The organism is Paenibacillus sp. 8b26, from assembly GCF_050626875.1.
Classification (GTDB): domain Bacteria; phylum Bacillota; class Bacilli; order Paenibacillales; family Paenibacillaceae; genus Paenibacillus.
The window spans coordinates 835,779-861,244 of the sequence record NZ_CP192445.1; the positions used below are offsets into that span (position 1 = coordinate 835,779).

General features: G+C 47.8%; 29 protein-coding genes. All 29 read right to left on the reverse strand.

Going from position 1 to position 25,466, the window contains the following annotated elements; translation table 11 throughout:
* Positions 1-99: 99 nt before the first annotated feature.
* A complete protein-coding gene (rpsB, locus tag ACQ4MX_RS03465) occupies positions 100-798 on the reverse strand; it encodes a 30S ribosomal protein S2 (protein ID WP_013309916.1) in 699 nt (232 codons plus the stop codon).
* 259 nt (positions 799-1,057) lie between these two features.
* Positions 1,058-1,705 carry an endolytic transglycosylase MltG gene (locus ACQ4MX_RS03470; protein WP_431089389.1) on the reverse strand — a complete coding sequence of 216 codons (648 nt, stop codon included), beginning with the start codon at positions 1,703-1,705 and terminating at the stop codon, positions 1,058-1,060.
* Positions 1,702-2,325, reverse strand: coding sequence for a DUF6115 domain-containing protein (locus ACQ4MX_RS03475; RefSeq protein WP_431089391.1), 624 nt, complete (start codon positions 2,323-2,325; stop codon positions 1,702-1,704). The genes ACQ4MX_RS03470 and ACQ4MX_RS03475 overlap by 4 nt, the downstream gene beginning before the upstream one ends.
* A gap of 41 nt (positions 2,326-2,366) precedes the next feature.
* A complete protein-coding gene (locus ACQ4MX_RS03480) occupies positions 2,367-2,687 on the reverse strand; it encodes a hypothetical protein (RefSeq protein WP_354450807.1) in 321 nt (106 codons plus the stop codon).
* Between the two features lie 76 nt (positions 2,688-2,763).
* Entirely contained in the window at positions 2,764-4,173 is a 1,410-nt protein-coding gene (locus tag ACQ4MX_RS03485) for a DUF342 domain-containing protein (RefSeq protein ID WP_431089392.1), read from the reverse strand.
* A 45-nt stretch (positions 4,174-4,218) separates the two neighbouring features.
* The gene (locus tag ACQ4MX_RS03490; protein ID WP_134910108.1) at positions 4,219-5,007 is read right to left on the reverse strand and encodes a FliA/WhiG family RNA polymerase sigma factor; all 789 of its coding nucleotides are present in this window, start codon (positions 5,005-5,007) and stop codon (positions 4,219-4,221) included.
* A 5-nt stretch (positions 5,008-5,012) separates the two neighbouring features.
* The gene (locus ACQ4MX_RS03495; RefSeq protein WP_283655640.1) at positions 5,013-5,435 is read right to left on the reverse strand and encodes a hypothetical protein; all 423 of its coding nucleotides are present in this window, start codon (positions 5,433-5,435) and stop codon (positions 5,013-5,015) included.
* A 2-nt stretch (positions 5,436-5,437) separates the two neighbouring features.
* Entirely contained in the window at positions 5,438-5,935 is a 498-nt protein-coding gene (locus ACQ4MX_RS03500; RefSeq protein WP_025684946.1) for a chemotaxis protein CheD, read from the reverse strand.
* Entirely contained in the window at positions 5,928-6,554 is a 627-nt protein-coding gene (locus ACQ4MX_RS03505; protein ID WP_431089393.1) for a chemotaxis protein CheC, read from the reverse strand. The genes ACQ4MX_RS03500 and ACQ4MX_RS03505 overlap by 8 nt, the downstream gene beginning before the upstream one ends.
* Before the next feature lie 3 nt (positions 6,555-6,557).
* Positions 6,558-7,019 carry a chemotaxis protein CheW gene (locus tag ACQ4MX_RS03510; RefSeq protein ID WP_014281101.1) on the reverse strand — a complete coding sequence of 154 codons (462 nt, stop codon included), beginning with the start codon at positions 7,017-7,019 and terminating at the stop codon, positions 6,558-6,560.
* Positions 7,020-7,079: 60 nt separating this feature from the next.
* Positions 7,080-9,179 (reverse strand): chemotaxis protein CheW, encoded by a 2,100-nt coding sequence (locus ACQ4MX_RS03515; RefSeq protein ID WP_431089394.1) that lies wholly within the window; start codon positions 9,177-9,179, stop codon positions 7,080-7,082.
* 33 nt (positions 9,180-9,212) lie between these two features.
* Entirely contained in the window at positions 9,213-10,730 is a 1,518-nt protein-coding gene (gene cheB, locus ACQ4MX_RS03520) for a chemotaxis-specific protein-glutamate methyltransferase CheB (RefSeq protein WP_431089395.1), read from the reverse strand.
* A 31-nt stretch (positions 10,731-10,761) separates the two neighbouring features.
* Complete coding sequence (locus ACQ4MX_RS03525) at positions 10,762-11,649, reverse strand: MinD/ParA family protein (RefSeq protein WP_134910116.1); 888 nt, start codon at positions 11,647-11,649, stop codon at positions 10,762-10,764.
* Complete coding sequence (gene flhF, locus ACQ4MX_RS03530; protein WP_431089396.1) at positions 11,646-13,085, reverse strand: flagellar biosynthesis protein FlhF; 1,440 nt, start codon at positions 13,083-13,085, stop codon at positions 11,646-11,648. The genes ACQ4MX_RS03525 and flhF overlap by 4 nt, the downstream gene beginning before the upstream one ends.
* On the reverse strand, positions 13,082-15,115 hold the full coding sequence (flhA, locus tag ACQ4MX_RS03535; RefSeq protein WP_025684940.1) for a flagellar biosynthesis protein FlhA: 2,034 nt from the start codon (positions 15,113-15,115) through the stop codon (positions 13,082-13,084). The genes flhF and flhA overlap by 4 nt, the downstream gene beginning before the upstream one ends.
* Before the next feature lie 23 nt (positions 15,116-15,138).
* On the reverse strand, positions 15,139-16,251 hold the full coding sequence (gene flhB, locus ACQ4MX_RS03540) for a flagellar biosynthesis protein FlhB (RefSeq protein ID WP_134910120.1): 1,113 nt from the start codon (positions 16,249-16,251) through the stop codon (positions 15,139-15,141).
* Complete coding sequence (gene fliR / locus ACQ4MX_RS03545) at positions 16,251-17,036, reverse strand: flagellar biosynthetic protein FliR (protein WP_044644860.1); 786 nt, start codon at positions 17,034-17,036, stop codon at positions 16,251-16,253. The genes flhB and fliR overlap by 1 nt, the downstream gene beginning before the upstream one ends.
* A 9-nt stretch (positions 17,037-17,045) precedes the next feature.
* Positions 17,046-17,315, reverse strand: a complete 270-nt coding sequence (gene fliQ, locus ACQ4MX_RS03550) for a flagellar biosynthesis protein FliQ (protein ID WP_014281093.1) — start codon at positions 17,313-17,315, stop codon at positions 17,046-17,048.
* A 37-nt stretch (positions 17,316-17,352) separates the two neighbouring features.
* Complete coding sequence (gene fliP / locus ACQ4MX_RS03555) at positions 17,353-18,108, reverse strand: flagellar type III secretion system pore protein FliP (RefSeq protein ID WP_431089398.1); 756 nt, start codon at positions 18,106-18,108, stop codon at positions 17,353-17,355.
* A complete protein-coding gene (locus ACQ4MX_RS03560; protein WP_134910123.1) occupies positions 18,105-18,638 on the reverse strand; it encodes a flagellar biosynthetic protein FliO in 534 nt (177 codons plus the stop codon). The genes fliP and ACQ4MX_RS03560 overlap by 4 nt, the downstream gene beginning before the upstream one ends.
* 12 nt (positions 18,639-18,650) lie before the next feature.
* Entirely contained in the window at positions 18,651-19,016 is a 366-nt protein-coding gene (locus tag ACQ4MX_RS03565) for a response regulator (protein ID WP_014281090.1), read from the reverse strand.
* Between the two features lie 29 nt (positions 19,017-19,045).
* Complete coding sequence (gene fliY / locus ACQ4MX_RS03570; protein WP_431089399.1) at positions 19,046-20,359, reverse strand: flagellar motor switch phosphatase FliY; 1,314 nt, start codon at positions 20,357-20,359, stop codon at positions 19,046-19,048.
* Positions 20,349-21,347 carry a flagellar motor switch protein FliM gene (gene fliM / locus ACQ4MX_RS03575; RefSeq protein WP_431089400.1) on the reverse strand — a complete coding sequence of 333 codons (999 nt, stop codon included), beginning with the start codon at positions 21,345-21,347 and terminating at the stop codon, positions 20,349-20,351. The genes fliY and fliM overlap by 11 nt, the downstream gene beginning before the upstream one ends.
* Positions 21,348-21,389: 42 nt before the next feature.
* Positions 21,390-21,863, reverse strand: a complete 474-nt coding sequence (locus ACQ4MX_RS03580; protein WP_025684933.1) for a flagellar basal body-associated FliL family protein — start codon at positions 21,861-21,863, stop codon at positions 21,390-21,392.
* Positions 21,860-22,084 carry a flagellar FlbD family protein gene (locus tag ACQ4MX_RS03585; protein ID WP_014281086.1) on the reverse strand — a complete coding sequence of 75 codons (225 nt, stop codon included), beginning with the start codon at positions 22,082-22,084 and terminating at the stop codon, positions 21,860-21,862. Before ACQ4MX_RS03585 ends, ACQ4MX_RS03580 begins: the two co-directional genes overlap by 4 nt.
* A gap of 60 nt (positions 22,085-22,144) precedes the next feature.
* On the reverse strand, positions 22,145-22,954 hold the full coding sequence (gene flgG, locus ACQ4MX_RS03590; RefSeq protein WP_134910131.1) for a flagellar basal body rod protein FlgG: 810 nt from the start codon (positions 22,952-22,954) through the stop codon (positions 22,145-22,147).
* Between the two features lie 105 nt (positions 22,955-23,059).
* Complete coding sequence (locus tag ACQ4MX_RS03595; protein WP_134910133.1) at positions 23,060-23,440, reverse strand: TIGR02530 family flagellar biosynthesis protein; 381 nt, start codon at positions 23,438-23,440, stop codon at positions 23,060-23,062.
* Complete coding sequence (locus ACQ4MX_RS03600) at positions 23,433-23,969, reverse strand: flagellar hook capping FlgD N-terminal domain-containing protein (RefSeq protein ID WP_431089402.1); 537 nt, start codon at positions 23,967-23,969, stop codon at positions 23,433-23,435. The genes ACQ4MX_RS03595 and ACQ4MX_RS03600 overlap by 8 nt, the downstream gene beginning before the upstream one ends.
* An 18-nt stretch (positions 23,970-23,987) precedes the next feature.
* A complete protein-coding gene (locus ACQ4MX_RS03605; RefSeq protein WP_431089404.1) occupies positions 23,988-25,460 on the reverse strand; it encodes a flagellar hook-length control protein FliK in 1,473 nt (490 codons plus the stop codon).
* Positions 25,461-25,466: the final 6 nt, after the last annotated feature.

The window sequence follows — 25,466 nt, forward strand, 5'->3', positions numbered from 1 at the left end:
TACCCAAGCTTTATTCCTTAAAAAAAGGGCAGTGAGAGGTTATACACCTGCCAACCACCCTTTTCATTTAATTCATATAGGTATTTCCGTAAGGAAATATTATGCTGTAGTTTCTTCGCCTTGGTTTGCTTCCATAACTGCATCAGCCATTTTACCTGTCAGCAATTTAACAGCGCGGATCGCGTCGTCATTACCTGGGATAACATAGTCAATTTCATCTGGATCGCAGTTTGTATCAACGATACCCACGATTGGGATACCCAATTTGCGAGCTTCAGCAACCGCGATGCGTTCTTTGCGTGGATCAATGATGAACAGAGCGCTTGGAAGGCCCTTCATGTTTTTGATACCGCCCAAGAATTTTTCAAGACGATCTTTCTCTTTACGGAGAATGATAACTTCTTTTTTAGGAAGAACTGCGAAAGTACCGTCTTCTTCCCAAGCTTCCAATTGTTTCAAACGATCAATACGTTTTTGAATGGTTTGGAAGTTAGTCAGCGTACCGCCCAACCAACGTTGGTTGATATAGAATTGACCAGCGCGTGCTGCCTCTTCTTTAACGGAATCTTGTGCTTGTTTCTTCGTGCCTACGAACAGGATTGTACCATTCTCAGCTGCAATGCTTTTTACGAAGTTGTAAGCTTCCTCAACCTTTTTCACTGTCTTTTGCAAGTCAATGATGTAAATACCGTTTCTTTCAGTGAAGATATAACGATCCATTTTCGGGTTCCAGCGACGTGTTTGGTGACCAAAGTGAACCCCAGCTTCCAGAAGCTGTTTCATGGAGATTACTGCCATCTTCACGCACCTCCTAAGTTTGGTTTTTTGTGTGTCCTCCGCCGACATCATTTCTCGCAAAGACTTTCCATTGGGAAAGCACCCTTTACAAAATTAATCGACGTGCGTTTTTAACACCGTCAATTAATATACCATAACACCCGCAGCGTTGCAACCAACTTTTCGACAATAGCAGGATTAGCGCGAAATGTGACTGATTATTCCCGCCCGTAGAGCTTTCTAGCGAAAAATAAAAACCGCCCACTTCCCGATATCACGGTCAGTTGGACGGCTTCTTTGTAATTTTAGTAATGATAGAACCGAAATCCTCACCCTTGGTAAACTCATAGGTGCCGGTACGAATTTTGGTATTGATTCTCTGAGCCTTAGCCTCTGCCTCAAACGCGCTGGCATCCGATACGACGCCCGCCTTCTGCAAACCAGATGCCACACTCCTCAGATTGCTTCCCGATGCAATGCTATATTGCACTTGCGGAGTGGCTGGGTGTTTAGGCATATCTGGAGTAGTCGTAGCACTCGAACCTTTAGTTTGCGGCTTATCCGGACTTTGGAGTGCAGACGTGCTTGCTGAAGGCTTAGAAGCAGCCGAAGGTGTGCTACTTGCAGGTTTCTTTGGTGTCGATGGAATTTGCGCCGCTTCTGCCTTTTTGGGAGCAACCGGTGTTTTATTGCCTTCCTTGATCACCTTGTTACGCCATTCCTCTTCTGTCATCTTCGGATCAGAACTATCACTTATTTGAAGATTCAGTCCGGCTGCCGCCTCCTCCAATTGCTCACGAGTCATGTTTTTCGGGTCTACTGAAGACGGCTGCGATTGACCCTGACCGATCATCGCCAGTTGCAGCAACAGTGCGCCTGTAATAAGTCCGGTGCCCATACCCAGCATGAATGAACGATTTTTGATCACGTCAGATCCTCCCGTTCCGCCAGTTGTAATATGAGCTGTACCTCGCCCCGTTGGATGCCTGATTGCTTAGCAATGTAATCCACCGATTTGCCCTGCTCATACAGCGAGAACAATTCCTGATATCGCTCACGGATAGATTCCTGCTGAGCTTCCGGCTCAGCTTCTTGCAACGGCGCCTGCTCTTCCACAGCTACAATAGAGGTGTCAGACTGCTCTGCCTGCATGGGAATAGCAGACTGGGTATTGCGGAACTGACCATAAGCTGCCACCACCTGATGCGGGGTACCTGTATGTAGTACCTCAGATCCAGACACTGACTGTGTAGAAACTGAAGCAAGCGCAGCCTGGCGTTCAAGCTCCACAATCCGGTTCCGAAGCTCAGCCACTTGCTCCTGCAATGAGGCCTGTTTAACCGCATGCTCCTGCTTTATCCCGGATACGAGCTCAATCAGCTCATCATTGTCGTTTTCAATATCGGCCATATATTGCTCCAAGGTGGCCTCGACCTTTTGGACGACGACCTCTTCTGTTCCCCGGCCTGACTGCCGCTTGGGCAGCAGCCAGGCGTAGACAACAGCTGCGGCACCCAGCAGAACAATATATATCCATGGTTGATCCACTGCCCATCGTCTCCTTTTATAACGCTTCTCAACCTGTCGGATCAGAGCGAAAAATCTATATGATGTCCCTTGTATGGATGCTCTGCAGGATGCTCCTTTGGCAGTTCATTTTCACTGGACCGAGATCGGCTCTGTCCAGAAGAATGACTGCCCTGCCCTCCAGTTTCCCTCTCACCGACGAATGTTTCAGCAGATTCATCCACCGCACTGCTTCGCTGACGAATCTTTTCTGTCTCCTGCTCGGTCTTTTGCCCTAACAACGCTTGCTCATTCATCGGACGTTGCTGGTATTCGCTTTGGTACTTACCCGCTTCACTGGTACGAGGTACGGCGATTTGTAATTCAACAGCTTTCAGGCTCATTGGACCACACCCTTTCCGATTGGGCATCCGTATCTGTTTTCCGAGGAATAAGGAAACTCGTTATCCCTGTGCCAGATTACACGGAGGAGGACATACTGATATCACCCTCATGATAATAAAACGCCATTCTTTCCACCGAATCTTTAATAAATTTTGTATATCTGCCGATAACTATTTTAGAGCCACCGTAAATAACGTTTTTGACTTCTACCCGTGCGCGGCTAGTATCTTCCAAGGTTCGTTCGATCTCAAGCATTCTTGATTTGGTTTCCAGAAGCTCGTTGTCATTTGATTTTTTGGTAGATGTCAACTTGATTCGCATCGCCATTCTATCAGGGGCAAGCTGTCCGGCAGCAGCAAGCTGGTCCAATATGGTGAGGGCCTTATTGGTCTTATCCTGGCTGTCTGTCTGTTGCTTCAAACGTGCCCGGAGTTCAGTCAGCTCATCGCGCAACTCTGGCAGTACACCTACTTCGATTATAGTGGCCGTGGACATCGTATTACCGATGGTGCGCGCCACTACCTTTTCGCCAGCTTGTACACTACCACCTACGATGAGTCCTTTAGCCCCTCCGCAAAGTACATTCTTACTGGCTTTGATCTGGGAGTGCATGATGCTTTGGGATACAAGTATTTCGCCACCCGCAATCACGTTACCATCCTGGATAAAGGAACATTTCACATTTTGTGCAGCTTTCACATACCCCTTGTGGTAACCGATAATACCGCCACTGATGTCGACTGAGCCTCCCGCATCCAATTCAGCACCTTCCACGCCGCCTATGACACGAATGTCGCCAGCCGCCCGAATACGAAAACCTGTCAGGACATTACCCCGAATGACGACGGTTCCAACAAAGTCAATGTTGCCGACGCTATAATCCACATCACCGTTCACTTCATATACAGGAAACACATTGAGCTTACCCTTTTCAGTCGTAGTCACCAGTCCGTCGATAGCTGCGTACATTGCAACGCCCTCTGGATGAACAACTACGTTTTTCCCGATTTTAAACCGTGCCTCTTTGCCTGAAAGGTAAGGGATTTCCTCTCCCGTTACAGCAATACCAGGTACACCCGGCAATGGATCAACCCGCTCGGCAATCAGTTGTCCACGCATTACATTCTTTAAACGGGTTAATTCTTTATAGTCCACTCGTCCATCCACAGTTTCGAGCGGCTTATGTGCATCTTCACCAGTCACAACTTCAGCAAGATTAATTTTTCCGTCCGTGCCATGAATCGGCGGTGTTCCCTCAGCAATCAGTAATTTGGTGAAGAAATAATCTTCCGATCTTGCCACAAACGTATGAATCGCATCAGTAATCAAACCATGACTTATTTTTTGGTTATTCAGGAAACGCTCCAATTCTTCCACAGAACAGGAAAAGCCTTCTTCACGTTTGGCAAACTCCAAATAAGCGCTAAGTTTATCGGGTGAGACGACCACTTTTAAATACTGGTCCAAAGCATATTGCTTCTCCACAGGGGTGCTCCTTCCGTCTAACTGTTACTGTAACCTCCCGTACGTTTAATCTTTACGCATTAGCAGATCCCGCTGTTTGTCCAGTGTCGCTCTCAGCCGCAGTATGGCTTTGGAATGTAGTTGTGAAATTCGCGAGGGTGAAAGCGACATGACCTCAGCGATTTCACTGAGTGACAAATCCTCGTAATACAATAAAGAAACAACGATACGTTCTTTTTCAGTCAATTTGTCAATGCCTTGTGCAAGGGCATCACGAAGTGTAAATTCATTGACCTTGTGATCCGGATTTTTCGCTTTTTCATCGACTAAAAGGGAAAGTCGTGTCTCCGACTCTTCTTCGCGGATCGGGTCCTCCAGTGAAACGATCGACATAACGGCGACCTCCTGGATCATGGTTTGAAACTCTTTTTCAGAGACGTCCAAATAATGGCTCATCTCTTCGTCACTTACCGTGCGTAAGTATCTCTGCTCCAGATGCTGATAGGCATCCTCAATTTTTTTCGCTTTTTCCCTGACCGAACGTGGAACCCAGTCTCCTTGGCGAAGACCATCCAAAATCGCTCCTCGAACGCGCCAGGAAGCATAAGTCTCAAACTGCAAACCACGTTCATAGTCAAACTTTTCAAGAGCATCAATCAAGCCCATGACCCCGTTACTGGCCAGATCATCTTTGGATACATTTTTAGGTAAACCTACTGCAAGGCGTCCCGACACATACTCCACAATATGAAGGTACTTTTCAATTAACTGCTTTTTTGCTTCCTTGTCACCGTGTTCTTTCCATTGCTCCCACAGTTCGGAATGGTTTAAATGAGCGGCTTTTCGCTCGTTCATCGGCTTCACCCTCCTTGTTTGTCTGTCAGGTGACGAACGGCCTTGGCCAATTCTTCAGGGTCCTTGTTTGAAACCAGCTTAGGCGGGTTTAAAGGCGCAAAACCGGTGTTTTTCCCGTCCGTCTGCTCTGGTTTCGGCTTCAACAATTCATTTAGGTTTTCATCTTCGTCCGGTGTCGTCAGGTCCAGATTCCCCCCTACGCCATCCACCTGAGAGCTTGCCCGGCTTTGGGCATTACCCAGATCTGGCCGCGCTACGACACCCAGTGTCCAGCGCAGCACAAATGCAAGCAGGAACCAAAAAACGAAAGCGACCAAGCCACGAATTAAGCTCGTGGTCAGCAGATTGCTGCCAGTGGACAACACAAAAGTCAGAATAAATCCGACTACTCCAGACCAAAGATTAATGCGTAAGCTGCCAAATAACATAATTATAATTCCTTTACACCTTTTTGTACGCTTCGAATATTCAAAACGCCAGTTTCACAGTCCAGTTCAATCGTTCGGCCATAACTACCGCCTGTATCCTCCGCAAGCAGTGGAATACCAAGATCTACGAGCATTTCCTTGCATGATTCCACATTGCGCGGACCAATTCGCATGGTGTCCCCGCTGCCAGCAAAGGCGAACATTTGCGCTCCCCCTGCCATTTTGGCGACCAGTCTGCGGCGTTCGGCTCCCAATTTCAGCATCCGCTCAAATAGCTCTGGCAACGCGGTATCGGCGTATTTAGCAATGTTAAGTTGCCCTTCACGTGCAATGTCCGATGACGGTAGCATTACATGTGCCATACCAGCCAGTTTTAAATGAGGATCGTAGAGGGTCAACCCGACGCAGGAACCAAGTCCTGTCGTGCGAATGGAGTTTGGATTGCTGGTTACGTTCAAGTCTGCCATGCCCACTTTGATGATGCTTTTATCCTCAATCATCGTTCATCGGGACTCCTAACGACCTGAATATTTTACCAAACGATTCCGGATCCGGAATCAGGAAAAATTGACCCTCAATCTGATTCTGCCCCTCCAGAAACGATGTGTCAATCAACAGGGCTGCATCCCCCATCTGACCAAATTGTAACAATCCGTAGCTGAGAATGGCACCGGCCATATCCAAAGCTAGTGCAGGAACAGTCGGATACATGGACAACCGGGTGAAATCGGCCAATGAGGACAAGTATGAACCCGCTAAAATATTTCCGATTTCGGACAGAGCGGAATGCTCCATTTCGTTAAAGCTGTGCTCATCATCCGAGGGAATATTCGCCAGCCGGGAAAGCAGGCTTTTTGCCGCATGAGGTTGCAATATGAAAAAGAGATTGCCTGGAGCTTCGCCCTCGACTCTGAAAAATATCGCAACGACAAGTTGCTCATTCCCGCCAACCTTTTCGGCAATCTCCTCAAAAGGCAGCATCTGTACTTTAGGTACGCCCATATCAACGGGTTTATTCAGAAGTCGGGAGAGCGCTGTAGCAGCGTTCCCCGAACCAATGTTACCGACTTCCTTCAAAACATCCAACTTGAAATCTTCAAGATTCTCAAGATTTTCCATAAACTAATCCTCTAAGCCTTCCAGTTGGTTCATTTCACTCCGATTCAGCACCTCAGACAAATTCAGCATGATGAGCAAGCGCTCTTCACCGATTTTAGCGACTCCACGCAAATATTTAGCCTTGACTCCGCCAACGACTTCCGGTGGTGTCTCAATGTTGTCGGTATTCAGGTCAATTACGTCGTTCGCCGAATCAACGATAAAGCCGACTTGCATCTCACCCACTGCAACGATGATAATCCGGGTTTGATCGGTGTATTCCGCCTCAGACAATCCAAAGCGACCCCGCAGATCAATAACGGGAATGACCACGCCTCTCATATTGAATACGCCTTTGACAAAATCGTATGTTCTTGGAACACGTGTAATCGGCACCATGCGCTCAATGGATTGGACCTTTTCTACTTCGACACCGTATTCTTCTTCACCAAGTTTAAATACGATAACTTTAATTTCTTCTCCCATGTCTAAAAACCCTCCTTATGGATGTCAGCAATTTCACATTTCTTTCATTTAATGAAGACATTATTTAATGAAAACATTAGGGTCGATGATCAAAGCAACCTGACCGTCACCCAAAATCGTGGCGCCTGAAATTCCCTGGATGTTCGGAAGGTATTTGCCCAGGTTTTTAAGAACAATTTCACTTTGTCCCAAAAAGTCCTGAACAGAAAGGGCTGCCAAACGGTCACCCTTGCGAATAACAACAACCTCTGTCTCTTCTTCTTCATCCTCATTGAAGTCTGGCACTTCAAACAACTGACTCAAGGAGATAAGCGGAATATGGGATTCGCGGAAAGCGATCATTTTATTGCCATGAACAGAACGGATTTGTGTCCGTTTGACGATCGCGGTCTCCACAATAGAAGACAATGGAATCGCATATTTTTCGGAACCGATCTGTATCATCATGGCCGCAATAATGGATAGTGTCAGTGGCAACTGTACAGAAAAATTGGTTCCTTTGCCCAGAACAGAATGAATCGTAACGTTACCGCCAAGGGAAGTGATTTTAGATTTAACTACATCGAGTCCAACGCCGCGTCCTGAAACGTCCGAAATGACCTCGGCTGTGCTGAATCCCGGAGCGAATAGCACCTGGTGGGCCTCTTCATCGGTCATTGCAGCTGCTTGTTCCTCCGTCATAATCCCTTTGGAAATGGCACTTTTCAGTACCTTCTCGCGATTAATGCCGCTACCATCATCTTCAATCTCAATGAACACGTTATTGCCGCTGTGGAAAGCACGTAAATGAACTGTTCCTGTCTCCGGTTTGCCTGCCGCAATACGGGTCGCTACTGGCTCGATGCCGTGATCCACAGAGTTACGCAGTAAATGCACTAACGGATCACCGATCTCGTCAATAACGGTACGGTCCATTTCGGTGTCCGCGCCAGTAATAACCAAATCCAGCTTTTTATCCAGCGATTTGGCTAGGTCGCGCACCATACGCGGGAAACGATTGAAAACCGTGTCCACGGGTACCATCCGCAATTTAAGCACGACATTTTGCAGATCACTGCTTACACGGCTCATATGCTCTACCGTTTCCGTCAATGCCGGATTGGAAGCCTCACTCGCCAGTTGCTCCAACCGTACACGGTCAATGAGCAATTCACTGAACAAATTCATCAATACGTCCAGACGTTCAATGTCGACACGAATCGTACGGTTGTGCGTAGGCGCTGCTGGCTTGGCTACTGGAGCTTTACCCTCGGCTGGCTTAGTGCCGGAGGCCGCAGTTGGAGACTGCGGCTGGGATGTAGCGGACTGTTGTTGTACAGCTACCGGGGCTTCCTGCGCCGCAGCAGTTTCTGCCAGTCCGGCATTGGCTTCGCTCATTTGCTTAAGCGATTCCTGATCCAGCTGTACAACGGAGACGGACTCGATTTCGGAAATACTGGCGATTTCCTTTTCCAGCTCTCCTACCTCTTTCTGCGTTATGTAATATAACGAGAAATTTTGTTCGAATTTCTCCTGCTCAATATCCTGCACAGACGGATAAGCTTTTACGATTTCACCAGTGTTCTCCAGCGTATTAAATACCATAAAGGCACGCGCAGCCTTCAGCTGGCTCTCTGAGCTAATCGTTACCTGTATATAGTGAACCCGATGACCTTCGGAAATAGATTGCTCCAGTACAGAATACTGAAATTGATCCAGCACAAGACCCGCGCTTTCGCTATCAGCCGCTTTTTTCGGCGTAACCGCCTCAGTAACAGTATCTGTGCCGGATTTTTGGAAATCGCCACGCACGATGGATTGCAGTGAAGCTACAATAGAGGATACATCCGCTTTTCCATCGCCACCCTCTGTAATGTTCTGTACCATGGACTCCAACGCATCCAACCCTTTGAAAAAGGTATCGAATATAAATTCCTGCATCGCAAGCTTGTTGTTACGTACCAGATCAAGAACGTTTTCCATTTGGTGAGTGAGCGATGCCAGGTCTTCAAAACCCATTGTAGCAGCCATTCCTTTGAGGGTATGGGCAGACCGGAAAATCACCTGAACGATGCCCAGATCGGTAGGATTACTTTCCAGTTGAAGCATTTTTTCGTTAAGAGATTGCAGATGATCATTCGACTCATCAATAAACATGTTTAAATATTGGTTCATGTCCATTGTGAGACACCTCCTCCATGAGTTACACTCCGATTATTTCACAACTTGTACAAGCTTGGGGGCGATCTCCTGCATCGGCAGAAGGTGGCGCACACATTTTAACTCTACAGCCGAGCGGGGCATTCCGTACACTACGCAAGTTTCCTCATTTTCAGCAAATGTGGATTGTACCCCTGCATCATAAAGCTTTTTCATCATCTTAGCCCCGTCGCTTCCCATGCCAGTCAGCAACACCAGATGCCGTTCCAGAGAGGTTAACGGGAGTAACGATTCGAACATCGTGTCAACAGAAGGACGGTGACCGTTACGAGCTTCTTCCGTCTTCAGTGATACGGTGTATTTACCACTGGCTCCCGGCACAATTCTCAATTGATATCCTCCCGGAGCAATATAAGCTGTTCCGGTCTCCAACGTCATCCCCTGCTCAGCTTCAACCACTCGGAGCGGACTCAACGTATTCAGACGCTGTGCCAGCGAACGGGTAAAGTTTGGCGGCATATGCTGCACGATGACAATCGGGGCGGGAAAATCCCCGGGAATGTGTTCCAGCAACGTCTTGAGCGCACGCGGCCCCCCCGTAGAACATCCGACCGCCACCAGCTTGCGAAAGTTGGGCGAATATACTCCTCCTTTTTTAAGAGAGAACCCCTTAGGCGCTGCTGGAACTATTGGTGCCGTCACTGGGGGCGTAGCAGCCATAGAAGCAACTGAAGCCGAAGGAACCGGCGTAGACACCGTTTTTCGAGGCTCCGGCTTGATTAGCCCTCCCTTATCCGTGGCGTGCAGCGATTTGGCTGCAGTCGTATCGGAAATATTCAGTTGCCCTGGCGTACGTTCAGTTGCCTTAGATGGCTCCTCCTTCTTCTGCGTAGCAGGCGCTTGCGCCGTCTTCCGTGGCTGGGCGACCGGCTTACTTAAACGGCTGTCAGGCACAGAGCTGCCCGTCTGTGGCCGTTTCTGTTCCGGCTTGGCTTCCGGAACGGACTTGCCAGCATCCCGCTTCGGCGGAACCGGTGCAGCAGTTGCAATAGGAGCCTTGCCTGTAGCTTCTTTACCTTCCGTTCCCATGTCAGCTAAAGCTTGTCCTTCCGTAGTCTGCTCCAGCGCTGCTTTTCGTTCGTTAGCTTCCTTGCGCTCCAATCGGCTGCGGACTGCTAGCATAGCGGTGTGCATCTGCTCCAGTAGCGCCTTGCCCACCTGCTTGATATCCTGCGCGTGAGAGATGGAGGGCTTCCGTATAAAATCGAAAGCTCCTGCTTCCAGAGCCATAATGGTCTCCTTCATACCCTGTTCATTAATACCAGAGAGCATAATGACCGGAAGCGGATGGGCTGCCATAATAAGAGGAAGCGCTTCAAGGCCATTCATTTCAGGCATCTCGACATCCATTGTGACTAGGTCAGGCTGTAACTCCTTCACTTTCTCTACAGCCTCTTTGCCGTTGGCGGCTGTACCTGCGATGTCGAACGACTCATCTTTTACAATTAAATCTGAAATAATTTTGCGCATAAAGGCCGAATCATCCACAACCAGCACCCGGTAAGCACACATGTTAAACACCTCTGTTTCCTTTCAGTCAAAATCAATGTGCCGAACGCCGCAACCATTTTTGCATAAACCCTTTGATTCCGCTCAAAGTACCTGATTGCGGAGTCTGTGGCATCGCTGCAAAACGGTGCGCCAGATTCAACACATCTCTGGATGCCGTACATCCCGGATAAGCAATTGAAAAAGGCACCTGCCTTTTGACTGCCTGCATGACATGCGTATCATCACTGATATGTCCCAGCAACGGAATGTCGATCTCCAAAAAGCGTCGCGCAACCAGAGCTATCTTATCGGCAACTTGACGGGCCTCATTATCGTTATCGGCACGATTGACTATAATTTTGAATACTGTATCCTTTTGCAATCCACTGACGACTTTGATCAGCGCATAAGCATCCGTCAAAGACGTCGGCTCTGGCGTAGTTACGACCATACACTCGTCAGCGGATGTTATGAATTTCAGGTTTTCTTTAGATAACCCCGCGCCAGTGTCAAACAAAACATAATCCATATCTGCCGCAATTTTCTCCACCTCATCGGCAAAGTAATTCAGATCGTCATCGGATAACGAGAACAGCTCGCTCAGGCCAGATCCTCCAGCAATATAAGGCAAGCCTCCCAAGCCCGTTTGAACAATTTCGGCCATTGATTTTTCACGTTTTAACAGATGAAGAAGATTGTATCTTGAGTTGGCACCCATCAACACATCAATATTGGCCATACCGATATCAGCATCAAATACGAGTACCTTTCGCCCAAGCGATTGCAAGGCCAAAGCAAAATTAAGGGTGAAATTGGATTTGCCCACACCGCCCTTACCACTGGTGACTGTCACGATTTTCGCATGGCGATTACGTGCAGGTAGTCGATACTTATCCAGGGCAGAAGCCATTTGTCTAAGAGATTGGGCTTGGTCACTCATACAGAATCCCCGGTATCTCCTGACGATTCTGTGGCTCCGAACAGCAGGCTTGTCACCATTTCTGTATCTGGATGCAGCAGATCGTCAGGCACATTTTGACCGTTCGTAATATAGGCCAACTGCATTGGAAACTGGTGCAACAGATTAAACAAACCGCCGCAACTACCTGTCTCATCCATTTTGGTAAATACAACCTTACCAAGGCCAAACTTACTGAAATGTCCAGTTATGTTGAGCATATCTTTGCTTTTGGATGTTAGGCTAAGCACCAGATACGTCTCACTTTCCTTAATAGGTGAAAGCAGACTTTGCAATTCGGAAACGAGTAGCTCATTACGATAATTTCGTCCTGCGGTATCCATCAGGATCAAGTCACAATGCTCCAGACGTTGAATGGCTCTGTGAACATCTCCGGGAGATTGCACAACTTCAAGCGGCACATTCAAAATCGTAGCATATGTACGCAACTGCTCGACGGCCGAGATACGGTACGTGTCCGAGGTAATAAATCCGACTTTGCGGTGATGCTTAAACAACTGTTCCGCTGCCAACTTCGCAATGGTCGTCGTTTTTCCTACTCCGGTTGGACCTGCCACATAGACAATTTTGGTATCTTTCGAGATGCCCTTGTCCAACCTTTCCCGAATGAATCCGGTCACTTCTGCACGAAGGGCCTGCTCCCAATCAAAAGATTCAGGATCAGACGGATGCTCACTTCGGCGCTCATATACCCGTTCCAGCCAATGCTCCAGCAAATCGCGTTCCACTTCTTGCTCCAGCATACGCTCACAAATCTCTTGTAACGGTTCCGGCCAAGTGTTTTCCATCGCAGAATTGCGGGAAATTCGAGTCATCATGGCTTTCATTTCCCGTAATTCATAAAGCAGGGATTGATTTTCCTCTGCCCCCATCTTGTCTGGAATGCTTGCCTCCGACGCTTGCTTAAACAACTCGTTGGATGTTACCTTTTTCGGAACTGCTGCTTTGTTGTTAAAAGCTTCATTTTCAGCTTCCACACTAAAACCTGCTCCGTATGAAGAACGTTCTGTGCCTGGGGCAACTTGTTCGGCCGCAGCCATCAAATCAGCCAATCCCTCTTTGGAACCGTTCGTCATCTGCGTTACCCGTCGATAGGCTTCTGGAGCGGCTTGTCTGGGAACCACTGGTGACGACGGTGCTTCCTGCTGCTCAGGAGCATTCATGGGTGGAAAAGCCTCAACATACGGTTCCTGCGACGGTTGAGTCCGTCGTGGTTTTTGAAGCTGCTGCTCCTCTACCGCAGCGACGACTTCGATTTTCTTTTTACCGAACATACCCATAAATCCGCCGATCTTCATTTCCTTGGTGCTCAAAATGACGGCATCCGTTCCAAAGTCACCTCTGATTTGCATCATAGCTTCCGGCATTGTATCCACTACATATCGTTTCACTCTCATAAGTTCACCACCCCGACACTTTGAATTTCAACGTTCGGCTCTAGCTCACTGTACGACAGTACCGGGACATCCTGCATCGTCCGTTCCATCACTTGCCGCAAATACATACGAATCGTCGGTGACGTTAATACGATAGGCTGCTGCCCAGATTGAATGAGACGGTTGATTTGCTCCATCATCCTTTGATACACCGTCTGCGTTGATACCGGATCAAGAGCCAGATAGCTGCCCTGCTCCGACTGTTGCACGCTTTCGGCAATTTTCTTCTCCAGCCCTGGTCCCACGGTAATGACACGTAGTGTCTCTCCCTGCTGGGCGAACTGCTGCGTAATCTGGCGGGACAACGCCTGACGGACATATTCAGTCAGCACGTCCGGATCTTTTGTATAAGTGCCGTAATCAGCCAGTGTTTCAAAAATGGTCACCATATCGCGGATGGAGATTTTTTCTTTTAACAGCTTGGCCAGCACTTTTTGTACATCTCCAATCGCCAATACGGAAGGAATAAGATCGTCCACAAGCACTGGATAATTTTCCTTGAGATTATCGACCAGCGACCGCGTTTCTTGTCTGCCAAGCAACTCGTGGGCGTGTTTCTTGATCGTCTCTGTCAAATGAGTAGCTACGACCGAAGGAGGGTCCACAACCGTATAACCGGACAGCTCCGCAACATCCTTGGTATTCTCATCAATCCAGAGCGCAGGCAATCCGAAGGCTGGTTCTGTCGTTTCAATACCCGTAATGGAATCGTCGTCGTATCCTGGGCTCATCGCCAGATAATGGTTCAACAGCAATTCCCCGCCGCCTACCGTATTGCCTTTAATTTTGATTACATACTCGTTTGGCTTGAGCTGGATATTGTCCCGTATGCGAATGACCGGCACAACCAATCCCAGCTCCAGCGCACATTGACGACGGATCATAATAATCCGATCTAGCAAATCCCCGCCCTGCTGTGTATCAGCCAGTGGAATCAGCCCGTATCCAAACTCGAATTCGATTGGGTCCACCTGAAGCAAATTAATAACACTTTCCGGACTGCGAACCTCTTCGATCTGTTGCTCTTCTTCCATCTGCTCATCAGCAATCTGCTTACGTTCCATATTGCCCTGCATTCTTCGGGCCGCAAAAAACAGCAGAACAGCCAGTGGAAGGGTCGTAATGATATGAATAGGAGTAAACAAGCCCAACAAAGCAATCGTGGCAGCCACAATGTAAATTAGCTTTGGATATGAAAAGAGCTGACCCGTCAAATCATCCGCCAAGTTTCCATCAGACGTAGCTCGTGTAACGATCAAGCCTGACGCCGTGGATATGAGCAATGCGGGGATCTGGCTAACCAGTCCATCACCAATGGTCAGAACGGAGTAAGTCGACAGCGCCTCCTGAAATCCTTTACCCTGAACAGCCATACCAATAATGAAACCGCCGACCAGGTTGATAATCAAAATGATAATACTCGCAATGGCGTCACCTTTTACAAATTTACTGGCACCGTCCATTGCTCCGTAAAAATCCGCTTCCCGTTCGATTTTACTACGTCGTTCACGGGCTTGCTGTTCGTTGATCAGACCTGCATTCAGGTCGGCATCAATACTCATTTGTTTACCCGGCATCGCGTCCAGCGTAAACCTTGCGCCTACCTCAGCAACCCGCTCGGAGCCCTTGGTGATCACGATAAACTGCACAACCACGAGAATCAGGAAGACAACAAAACCAACCGCAATTTGTCCGCCTGCAATCCAACTACCAAACGTAGCCACGACTTCTCCGGCATGTCCCTCACCTAAAATGAGCTTGGTCGTAGAAATGTTAAGCGCCAGACGAAACAACGTTGTGATGAGCAGCAATGAAGGAAAAATAGAAAACTGTAAAGCTTCCTTCGTGTTCATAGAAACGAGTAGAATCATCAAAGCAATCGATATGTTAATCACGAGCAAAATGTCGAGCAACCATGAAGGGATCGGTAGAATCATCATAAGAACGATGCCGATGACGCCTGCAAGGACGGTTATTTCTTTTATTTTCACGGGTCTCTTGGCCTCCGATCCCTTTATTTCACTTTACCTTTTAATTTATATACATACGCCAGCACTTCGGCAACAGCCTGGAACAGATCGGCTGGAATCGCATCCCCGATTTCGGCTCTTTGAAACAGCGCCCGTGCCAGCGGCTTGTTTTCCATCGTTATAACGCCGTTTTGCTTGGCAATTTCCTTAATTCGGAGCGCTACGTAATCTTGCCCTTTCGCAATAATCTGCGGCGCCTCCATCTCCGAACCGTCATATTTCAAAGCCACAGCAAAGTGCGTAGGGTTGGTAATGATGACATCTGCATTGGGAACTTCCTGCATCATGCGCTGCATAGCCATTCGGCGCTGCCGTTCGCGAATTTTCCCTTTGATCAGCGGGTCACCCTCCATTTTCTTGTATTCATCCTTGATGTCCTGTTTGGACATTTTCAGATTTTTCTCATGCTCATAGCGTTGATACATATAATCCAATACTGCTAAAACGAACAGCACTACACCAATTTTGAGTCCCAGCTCCATTGTTAATGAAGCCGTAAAGCTCAACATTTGGTCACCGGACATTTCGGCCAGCTTGGGTAAGTCTGCTTTTGTTTTCCACAGCACGCTGTACACCAGATAACCGATCACGGTCATTTTTAAAACAGATTTCAGGAATTCAACCAGTGACCGCATGGAAAAAATATTTTTAAATCCTTTAATCGGGTCAATCTTGCTAAACTTGGGCGTAATCCCCTCTCCAGTTAACAAGAAACCGATCTGCATGTAATTCGCAGCTACCCCAATGACAATGGCCCCAATAAAAATAGGCGCCAGCATAATCATGATTTGCACGCCATACTCACCCATCATCAGCATTGTCGTGTTCGGCGTTACCTCCATCGATAACCGGTTTACAAAAATATCCCGAAACAAGCGAACCGCATGATCCTTGAAATACCCGCCGAAAATCATAAGACAGAAAAACGTGACCAGTAGGACACCTGCTGCGGGCAACTCCATACTTTTGGCAACCTGCCCTTTTTGCCTGGCATCCTGTTTCTTTTTGGGTGTGGCTTTTTCCGTTTTTTCCCCTGAGAACAACTGCAGGTTCATAGCATATTTAAATGACAAACTACGTTCCCCCAAACCAGACATTAAGGACGGTTACCCATAATATCCAACAAGTTGCGCATGGATTCGAACATCACAGTAAACAATTTTTCAAAGATAAAAGCAAAACTCGGCATAAGAAGCAATAACATGAACAGTCCCACAATAATTTTGAGCGGCACACCAATGACAAAAATGTTAAACTGCGGAGCCGTTTTAGCCAAAAACCCGAGTCCCACATCCGTTAAAAAAGTAGCTACTACTATAGGAGCAGCAATTTGAAAAGCCAGCATAAAAGATTCAGCAAAGGAACGGATCAGAAATTCCGTCACACTGCCTCCATACAGCTTTACAAAAAAATCATTCGTCAGCGGCACCCAATCATAGCTGTATAAAATAGCGTTTATCAGGTGATGATGCCCGTTTAAGCTTAAAAAGAGCAACACGGCTATCGCAAACTTGAAATTTCCCGTTAAAGGCGACGAAGCTCCTGTCATCGGGTCAAACACACTGGCCATCCCGAAACCTACCTGAAGGTCAATAAAGGAACCTGCGGTTTGGATCGCTGTCATGAATAAATAAGCGGTAAAACCCAGCAACAACCCAATCAACACCTCGCGACCCACCAACAGCACATACGCTGCATCCGTCGGTACTTGCTGATGCGTACCATAAGTGAGATACACGATCAATGCGAGAAATCCCGATATACCAACCTTAAAGATATTAGGTACTCCTCGGGTTGAAAAAATAGGCGCTACTACAAAAAACGAGGTAATCCGACAAAAAATCAGCAAAAAAACAGGAAAACTCTGTAACAACATGTCCATAACTTCAGCCTAACCTATATATTTGTACAAATTGTCCAGAATGTTAAACGTAAAATCCACTAATGTCGTCAATATCCATGGTCCGAACAAGAGCAATGCCAGTAATACGGCGACAATCTTCGGAACAAATGCCAAAGTCTGCTCCTGAATTTGGGTTGTCGCCTGAAAAATACTGATAATCAAACCGACGACCAGTCCCAAAATCAGCATCGGAGCGCTAACTTTAAGCACTGTGTACACCGCTTGTCCGGCAAGGGAAATAATAAACTCCGAAGTCATTGCCGTCCTCCTTGATTGCTGTCCCTGTGGGAAATATTCATGTGTTAAAGCTTAGAAGCAATGATTTGACGACCAGATACCAACCGTCTACGAGCACAAACAGCAGTATTTTAAAAGGAAGCGAAATCATCACCGGCGGCAGCATCATCATCCCCATAGCCATGAGCGTACTCGCCACCACAATGTCAATGACCAAAAACGGTATAAATATCATGAAGCCCATCTGAAATGCTGTCTTTAACTCACTGATAGCGTAAGCCGGAACCATCACCGTTAATGGGATATCCTGATAGTCTTTCGGTTTTTCCATCTTGGTGTATTTCATAAAGAGCAGTAGGTCCTTCTCCCGTGTATGAGAGAACATAAAGGTCTTGATGGGTACCGCAGCCTTGTCCAGCGCCTGAGATTGCGTTAAATCCCCCTTGAGATACGGCTGGAGCGCAGTCTCGTTCATAGCGGAGAACGTCGGGGCCATTATAAATAAGGTAAGAAACAAGGCCAGTCCGACAAGCACCTGGTTAGGCGGCATCTGCTGGGTCCCCAGCGAGGTGCGAACAAAGCCCAGCACGATCACGATTCGCGTAAAGCTCGTCATAAGCACAAGCAAAGCGGGCGCTACGCTGACGACAGTAATAAGTAAAATAATAGACAGCGAGGTGGCACCGGGCTGTCCTTTGTCCGAGTTGCCGACTTGTATATCAATGTTCGGAATCGGTTCCGCAGAGGCCGCCGTCACCGAAATGAAGCTGAACAAGACGAGCAGCAAACATGCAAGTATAATCTTTTTTCTCATGAATCTCCCGACCGATCTGTAGTATTCTCCTCATTGCGCAGCTTTTCGAGTTTATCCTTGCGATTCGGCATCTGCCGAAGCTTGGATTCGAACATCTCGTGAAAAGACGTTTCCTCTTCAGGCTGCTGCTGTGCCGCGGTGTTCCGGCGAAGCTTACCCGCAATTTTAGCGAATAGCGGGGCAATCGGGCCGCGCTGCAGAGAAGCTTCCTGCTCCAGTGCGGCCAAAATTTGCTCCACTTCTTCAGGATCGGATACTTTGTCAACAAGCCGGATATCTTCTCCCACACCAATGAGATACACACTGCTACCAACTTCAACAAGCTGAAGGGATTTGTTAGGGCCCAGCCCCACGCCTCCCAGTATGCGAACGGAGCGGTTGCTGAACCAGCTCTGATTTCTTTTACTCAAAAACCGTATCAAGTACACGATCAGTACGATGATAAAGATCAGCACGAAAAGGACCCAGGCAATGTTGCCTATATTGCTGGATGTACTCAATGCGTCAGAGGCACCCTGTTTTGTATCCATAGCGGATGCGCCTTACACACCCAATGTTTTGTTGATGGCTTCGATAACCCGATCCGATTGGAAAGGCTTAACGATAAAATCTTTTGCGCCTGCTTGGATGGCATCAATAACCATTGCTTGCTGACCCATCGCGGAGCACATGATGACCTTTGCGTTCGCGTCAATTTTTTTGATTTCCTTCAGAGCGGCAATGCCGTCCATTTCGGGCATCGTAATATCCATCGTAATCAGGTCCGGACGAAGCTCCTTGAATTTTTCAATAGCCTGTGATCCATCCTGGGCCTCTCCTACTACTTCATATCCATTTTTGGACAGGATGTCCCGAATCATCATTCTCATAAATGCAGCATCGTCCACGATCAAAATACGGTTTGCCATCTGAAATAAATCCTCCCTAAATTATGCTATTATTGTAATTTCTGAATACGGTCCCATTGGCTTACAATATCCGTCACACGCACGCCGAAGTTCTCGTCGATTACGACAACCTCGCCCTTGGCAATCAGTTTGTTGTTGACCAGAATGTCCACTGGCTCCCCGGCAAGCTTGTCCAGTTCAATAATTGAACCTTGTGAGAGCTCTAGAATATCTTTAATTTGCTTTTGGGTCCTTCCTAATTCTACGGTGACTCTAAGGGGAATGTCCATCAATAAATTTAAATTGTTTTCATCCACTTGCGCAAATGCACCGGACTGCAAGTTTGAAAATTGTACAGGCTGCACATTTACATTTCGTCCCGGTATCGAACCATAATGATGAGGCGCTCCATAAGGGGCCTGTGGTGGTACACCTCCAGGCATTCCATAACCTGGCGCTCCCTGCTGACCGTATCCCGGGTCTTGAGGGTACATAGGCGATTGCTGTCCATAACCTGAACCTGCATCCTGCGACGGCTGTACGGGCACCTGTGCGGCTACCGGTGGCTGTTGATACGTTGATGCGGGTTGCTGTTGCGGAATCTCGGTTTGTTGTGGTACTTCTGGAGCAGCCGTTGCTGCTACTTGCTGTGCGGACGCTTGCGGTTGCTCGTCATCCTCTCCGCCATTCATTAGAATGCTCACCATCTTTTTGGCGAAATGCACAGGCAACAGTTGCATCAATGTAGAGTCAATCAGGTCACCGATCAACAAACGGAAGGATACTGTAATCAGCGTCTGTTCATCTGGCAGGCTGGATACTCCGTCACCATGCATTGGATCCAAAATATCAATTCCAGGCGGAGAAATATTAACAAAACGGTTAAACATGGTAGACATTGAGGTTGCCGACGAGCCCATCATCTGGTTCATCGCTTCCTGCACAGCGCTGATATGAATTTCATTTAATTCTTCATCTACCGGATTTCCTTCACCGCCAAGCATCAAATCCGCTATGACCTGCGCATCACGCTTTTTGATCACGAGCGAGTTAATACCCTCAAATCCATCTACATAATTCACATGTACCGCTACGTGCGGCTTAGGAAAAGTTGTTTCGAATTCAGAGCGGGTAATAATTGAAACTTTAGGGGTCGTAATATCAACCTTTTGACCGAGCAGTGTGGAAAGAGCTGTCGCTGCGCTGCCGAACGTAATATTACCGATCTCCCCGAGAGCATCCTGCTCCAGAGGAGTCAGAAAATCGTCAACGGTCTTGTTGGCGGGAGTAGAATCCGTGCCCGCTTCCGACTGTTTCAGCAGGGCATCAATTTCCTCCTGGGACAAATAGTCTTTACTCGTCAATTTCTTCAACTCCTTCGCTGACAATTTCATCAATCTGTACGGCAACACGATCTTTTACCATGCCGGGACTTCCCAAAAATTTCAGTTTTTCGCCCACCCGGATGGAGAGCCCTTCCTTGACGGGTTTGTTCAATGAAATGACATCCCCCACCGAAAGGCCTAAAAACTCGGACACATTTATTCGGGATTCACCTAGCTCGGCAATAATGGGAAGCTGTGCTTTCGTGACCCGTAATCTCAAGGCGTCAATCTCTTCAGGCGCCCTTGATTTCTTTTCGGATGTAAACCACTGGTGCGTCGACAGCCTAGCCATAATCGGTTCCAATACCACGTGCGGGATACAAAGGTTAATCATCCCTGTGGTATCGCCAATTTTAGTACTAAGCGAGATTAGGGCAATCGTTTCATTGGGTGAAACAATCTGCATAAACTGCGGATTAGTTTCCATTGCCTCCAAACGCGGTTCAATATCCAATACCGTTTTCCAGGCCTCTTGCAGGCTGTCAAAGGTACGACTAAAAATCCGCTCCATGATTGTCGTCTCAATTTCTGTCAATGCGTTAACCTTAGACGGCGCTGATCCGGTCCCTCCGAGAAGCCTGTCCAGCATTGCAAAAGCTACGTTCGGGTGAACCTCAAGCACCATACGTCCTTCCAGCGGCTCGGCTTCAAAAATGTTCAAAATGGTCATTTTCGGAATGGAGCGAATGAATTCATCATAAGGAAGCTGCTCCACCTGAACGACATTAATTTGGACAAACGTCCGGAGCTGTGCTGAAAAATAAGTGGTCAGATACCGTGCAAAATTTTCGTGTATCCGCGTCAGACTCCGAATGTGATCCTTAGAAAACCGAAGCGCTCTTTTGAAGTCGTAAGCGCGAACTTTCTTTTGGGTATCTTCCTTTTTAAGTTCTTCCGCATCCATTTCACCGGACGAGAGAGCTGCTAAAAGGGCATCAATTTCCCCTTGCGACATTACATCCACCAATGTTATTCACCCCCTTACATGTTCTGACAAGTTCACCTGGAATCAAATGGCTGCCAGCAAAAAGTCTGTAATTTTGGCGTTCCCCAGGTGACCTTCAGGGAGCGACTTGTTGATGAGATCCGTCAGCTTGTCACTGAACTGGTCCCGGCCTTTAGCTGTTCTGAGCTCATCAGGCTTGGTATCTGCAAGTAATTGAATAACGATTGGCTTAATACTGATGTCCTTGATTTTTTCAAAAGATTCCTTTGCTTTGGCATCGTTTAATTGAAAAGCAAGATTCATCTGCACAATATAATCGGCGTCTGCCAGATTGGTTTTGATACCAGTAATTTCAGAACTCACTTCCACCAATTCATCTGCTGACAGTCGGGGAAGCTGTTCTGCTTGAGCGGCTTGCGCATTTGGAGTGGCTTCCGACTTTTTTCCGCTAAGCGCTGGTACAAGTACAAAGGCCGCACCTGCAATCAAAGTGATCGCGAGTAAAATTGTAATGAGCCATGGCAGCATCTTTTTCATTCGTCTTCCTCCATTTGTTGCACTTTTATCGTGGCGGCATGTATGCCGATTTCACGGCTGTAACCCTTGATCAAGGAGACGACATCTGCCGCTTTTTCCAATACAATCAACCGTTTCCCCGTCACTAAAGTGACGTATGTATCCGGCGTTTCCTCCACAGTCTCAATGAGCAGAGCATTAAGCCACATAGGCGAGCCGTTTAGCCGCGTTAACGGGATCATCGTAACACCATCCTCCTGATAGGTACGGGGGAGCCTTTACTCCCCCGCGTTTAGATGCGATTATCGTTTCAAGTTTACAACTTCCTGAAGCACTTCATCCGAGGTCGTAATGATACGCGAGTTCGCCTGGAAACCGCGCTGTGCTACGATCATTTCGGTAAATTCACCTGTCAAATCGACGTTGGACATTTCCAGTTGACCCGCGATGATAGCGCCCCGGCCCTCCGAATTAGCTACTCCAGGCTCAAGTGCATCAATGTTGGAGTTAACCGTGGTACGGTACAAGCTACCTCCGATTTTCTCCAAGCCTTCGGGGTTTGTCACTCTGGCTATACCAATTTGCGTGCCATTGTCTACGGTGCCATCATCCAATTGCTGTACAATCGTACCGTCCTGCGAGATAGAGAACGATGTCACATTGTCAGCCAGTGTGATTGGATCTCCACCCGCATCTCCTACGAAAAAGCCATCTGAGGTAACCAAATTCCGGTTTGCGTCCACGTGAAAATCACCCGCGCGAGTCAGATAAGGAACTTCCTGTGCATCATTCATTTTGACCAGGAAAAATCCGTCACCGTTAATCCGCAAATCTGTCGGATTATTCGTAGTCATGGCACTACCTGGAAGATGAAGTGTATCAATCGAACTGACCGATACCCCTAAACCGACCTGCTTGGCATTTTGTCCCGCAGTTGTCGTTCCGTCCGGTGCACTTGCGCCCGAACTCGTTTGGCTCAAAATATCTTTGAACATGACGCGGCTGGACTTGAAGCCTGTTGTATTTACGTTTGCAATGTTGTTACCGATAACGTCCAGCTTTGTTTGAAAGCCCTTCATACCCGATACACCCGAATACATTGATCTCAACATTGAGTATAAATCCTCCTCTGAATGCTTGCTCGATTAACCGCATCAGTCGATCCGCGGCTTCTTCATGGCTTTCCTGCTCGGGCCAGCCACTTCTTGCTAAATTTTCTATGAAATAATAACGGCACTATCAATTTGCGTAAATACGTTATCCTGCATGGATTGCTTATCCATCGCGGTAACTACTGTCCGGTTGGGCACACTTACGATCAACGCCATATCCTGCATTAAAATCAATGATTCCTTAGCGCCTTTGGCAGCTGCTTTATCCACAGCGGAGTTAATCTTCGCCATCTGGTCACTTCTCAGCTCTATCCCCCGCTGCTCCAAACGCTTTGCTGCATGATTGCTCAGCTTGAGTACTTGATCCTGCAACACCTGTCCGAATGGCCTACCATCCTTCGGTACCGGATTTACCCGGTTCTGCGAGATTGCTGCCGGAGGAACATTGGCGGGAAAAAGACGTCCGACCGTTATCCGGTCATTCATGTGTCTCACCACTTCCAGTAGAGGAAGAAATTGTAGTATCCGATGTCCCTGCCGAGGAAGCTGCTGTTTGAGCCTGGCTTACCGATGTCACATCTTTCAGGGCTACCTCTGACTTTCCGATTTTGGCATACTGTACACCGTCACGAATAACGATGGAATCCACGATTCCACTTTTCACTGCACCTGCGCCCGTTTCACCCGTAAGCGAATCCTTTTTACCAGCCTCAATCCAACTGACTTCCTTTCCAATCAAACCGGAGGATATTCCTAAAGACTGTCCCAATGTATTCAACTGGGTAGAAATATTCATCAACTGCTCTACGGAAGAAAATTGCGCCATTTGCGCGATAAATTCCTTATCTTCCAGAGGCTGCATTGGGTCCTGGTTTTGGAGCTGGGTAATCAAAATTTTCAAAAATTGATCCTTACCCATCGTTTTGGTATCCTTAGCGCTTGCCGTTTTGACATTATTCACGTTGTAATTCGGCCAGACGTTACTAGTGGATACATTATTGTCCGCAGTCGTCATTGTGTTCTCACCTCCATGCTACGCTTGTGCTGTAAAGGAGCCTGTCCGATTTACATCATCTGTGCGTTGTTCTGCTGTCCAGTTGCGGAGTTCTTCCGCCATTTCAGCTACCTTTAGAGCATCATCGGCTTCTTCTCTGCTCCGCGTCTTGGAACGTTGCTCGGATTGTTGCTGCTGATTTGCACCTGATCCACGGCCATCCTGATACATGTGGGAAGAAAGTGATTCATTTTGCGTTACTTCCACCTTATCTACCTGAATTCCCTGACTTTGAAGACTTGCACGCAACTGTGACATTTGCTGTTCGAGCAAATCTTTAGCTCCGCTGTGCTCAGTCATGAACTGGGCGACCAAGTGCCCATTCTGCATCGTCAGTTTGACTTCAAGCTGTCCCAAATGATCTGGACGAAGCATAATAGTCGCTTCTGTTAATCCAGAATGCTTCACGATATCCAGCTTTTGCACTACAAAGTCCGTCATTTCCTTAGCAAATTGTCGCACATGTACGACAGGCTGCGCCGGAGCCGAAGGAGTTGTGCCTTGCGTCTGCACCGAAAGCTGGCCTGCGGTCGTAATCACAGGAGTTTGACTGTCGGTCGATGACGGATCAGCCTGCTCGGTTACGTCCACTACTGCACCGGTTTCATCCGTTGGAGTTGCTTTAACTGCAGCTTGAACATGAACATTAGCTGATGAACGTTGTCCTTCTGCACCTTGTTGGTTTGTCCCGCCTTGACTCGTCTGCTGCTCAGTAGCAACAATCTGTTTATCTGTAGAAACAGCCGTTAATGTCTGAGTGCCATTCGCCCGATTCGTGGAAGGCTGAACTGCTTGTGGATCTGCGCCATCAGCAAGCTCCACCGCTTTCAGTACGCCGGTCCACTGCTCATCGGAAATAGCTCCCGTACCAGCCGTCGTATTTTGAAGCGATTGTAGCAACTGTGTAATCTGGGCCTTTTGGTCTCCGGTAGCCTGATTCGCTACATTTACAAGCTGTGACAAAGCATCCTGTAATGCAAACCGAATGGTAGCCGGATGTGCTGCCAAAGCCGTTAAGCCTGTCGCCGCATTCGTTTCCCCACCGTCTGTTTGCTCCTGTGCACCACTGTCACCTTGTAATAACTGCTGTACTTGCTGGACCCACGATTGCAGAGCTGCGAACAAGGCAGGGTCAGACGCTACCTGATCATCCAACTTTTCAAGGTTTTGCAGTAATGGAGCCAACGTCTCAACAAGCGGCTCTGTTGAAGCTTCTGTCGATTCTCCGGCAGTAATCAGCGGCATCACCATAACTAATGGAGATTTCCCAGCATCTGTGCTTGTAGAGCCCGTTTGCCCGCCAGTCATCATTTGCGTAAGCGTCTGATTAAAAGCACCGCCTGTGGCTCCTGCTGCTGCCGTCCCTGCTGTTGAGGTTGTCGCTGTACTAGCTGTGCTACCAGCGGTCTGACTGGAACTGCTGAGAGATACACTTTGAGAAATAAGTGTCATTTATTT

What these genes read in the sequence shown, in the direction of transcription:
- rpsB (WP_013309916.1), bottom strand. Translation starts at nt 798, where the DNA reads ATGGCAGTAATCTCCATGAAACAGCTTCTGGAAGCTGGGGTTCACTTT.
- ACQ4MX_RS03480 (WP_354450807.1), bottom strand. Translation starts at nt 2,687, where the DNA reads ATGAGCCTGAAAGCTGTTGAATTACAAATCGCCGTACCTCGTACCAGT.
- ACQ4MX_RS03490 (WP_134910108.1), bottom strand. Translation starts at nt 5,007, where the DNA reads ATGAACGAGCGAAAAGCCGCTCATTTAAACCATTCCGAACTGTGGGAG.
- ACQ4MX_RS03495 (WP_283655640.1), bottom strand. Translation starts at nt 5,435, where the DNA reads ATGTTATTTGGCAGCTTACGCATTAATCTTTGGTCTGGAGTAGTCGGA.
- ACQ4MX_RS03500 (WP_025684946.1), bottom strand. Translation starts at nt 5,935, where the DNA reads ATGATTGAGGATAAAAGCATCATCAAAGTGGGCATGGCAGACTTGAAC.
- ACQ4MX_RS03505 (WP_431089393.1), bottom strand. Translation starts at nt 6,554, where the DNA reads ATGGAAAATCTTGAGAATCTTGAAGATTTCAAGTTGGATGTTTTGAAG.
- ACQ4MX_RS03510 (WP_014281101.1), bottom strand. Translation starts at nt 7,019, where the DNA reads ATGGGAGAAGAAATTAAAGTTATCGTATTTAAACTTGGTGAAGAAGAA.
- ACQ4MX_RS03515 (WP_431089394.1), bottom strand. Translation starts at nt 9,179, where the DNA reads ATGGACATGAACCAATATTTAAACATGTTTATTGATGAGTCGAATGAT.
- cheB (WP_431089395.1), bottom strand. Translation starts at nt 10,730, where the DNA reads ATGTGTGCTTACCGGGTGCTGGTTGTGGATGATTCGGCCTTTATGCGC.
- ACQ4MX_RS03525 (WP_134910116.1), bottom strand. Translation starts at nt 11,649, where the DNA reads ATGAGTGACCAAGCCCAATCTCTTAGACAAATGGCTTCTGCCCTGGAT.
- flhF (WP_431089396.1), bottom strand. Translation starts at nt 13,085, where the DNA reads ATGAGAGTGAAACGATATGTAGTGGATACAATGCCGGAAGCTATGATG.
- flhB (WP_134910120.1), bottom strand. Translation starts at nt 16,251, where the DNA reads ATGTCTGGTTTGGGGGAACGTAGTTTGTCATTTAAATATGCTATGAAC.
- fliR (WP_044644860.1), bottom strand. Translation starts at nt 17,036, where the DNA reads ATGGACATGTTGTTACAGAGTTTTCCTGTTTTTTTGCTGATTTTTTGT.
- fliQ (WP_014281093.1), bottom strand. Translation starts at nt 17,315, where the DNA reads ATGACTTCGGAGTTTATTATTTCCCTTGCCGGACAAGCGGTGTACACA.
- fliP (WP_431089398.1), bottom strand. Translation starts at nt 18,108, where the DNA reads ATGAGAAAAAAGATTATACTTGCATGTTTGCTGCTCGTCTTGTTCAGC.
- ACQ4MX_RS03560 (WP_134910123.1), bottom strand. Translation starts at nt 18,638, where the DNA reads ATGGATACAAAACAGGGTGCCTCTGACGCATTGAGTACATCCAGCAAT.
- ACQ4MX_RS03565 (WP_014281090.1), bottom strand. Translation starts at nt 19,016, where the DNA reads ATGGCAAACCGTATTTTGATCGTGGACGATGCTGCATTTATGAGAATG.
- ACQ4MX_RS03580 (WP_025684933.1), bottom strand. Translation starts at nt 21,863, where the DNA reads ATGAAAAAGATGCTGCCATGGCTCATTACAATTTTACTCGCGATCACT.
- ACQ4MX_RS03585 (WP_014281086.1), bottom strand. Translation starts at nt 22,084, where the DNA reads ATGATCCCGTTAACGCGGCTAAACGGCTCGCCTATGTGGCTTAATGCT.
- flgG (WP_134910131.1), bottom strand. Translation starts at nt 22,954, where the DNA reads ATGTTGAGATCAATGTATTCGGGTGTATCGGGTATGAAGGGCTTTCAA.
- ACQ4MX_RS03595 (WP_134910133.1), bottom strand. Translation starts at nt 23,440, where the DNA reads ATGAATGACCGGATAACGGTCGGACGTCTTTTTCCCGCCAATGTTCCT.
- ACQ4MX_RS03600 (WP_431089402.1), bottom strand. Translation starts at nt 23,969, where the DNA reads ATGACGACTGCGGACAATAATGTATCCACTAGTAACGTCTGGCCGAAT.
- ACQ4MX_RS03605 (WP_431089404.1), bottom strand. Translation starts at nt 25,460, where the DNA reads ATGACACTTATTTCTCAAAGTGTATCTCTCAGCAGTTCCAGTCAGACC.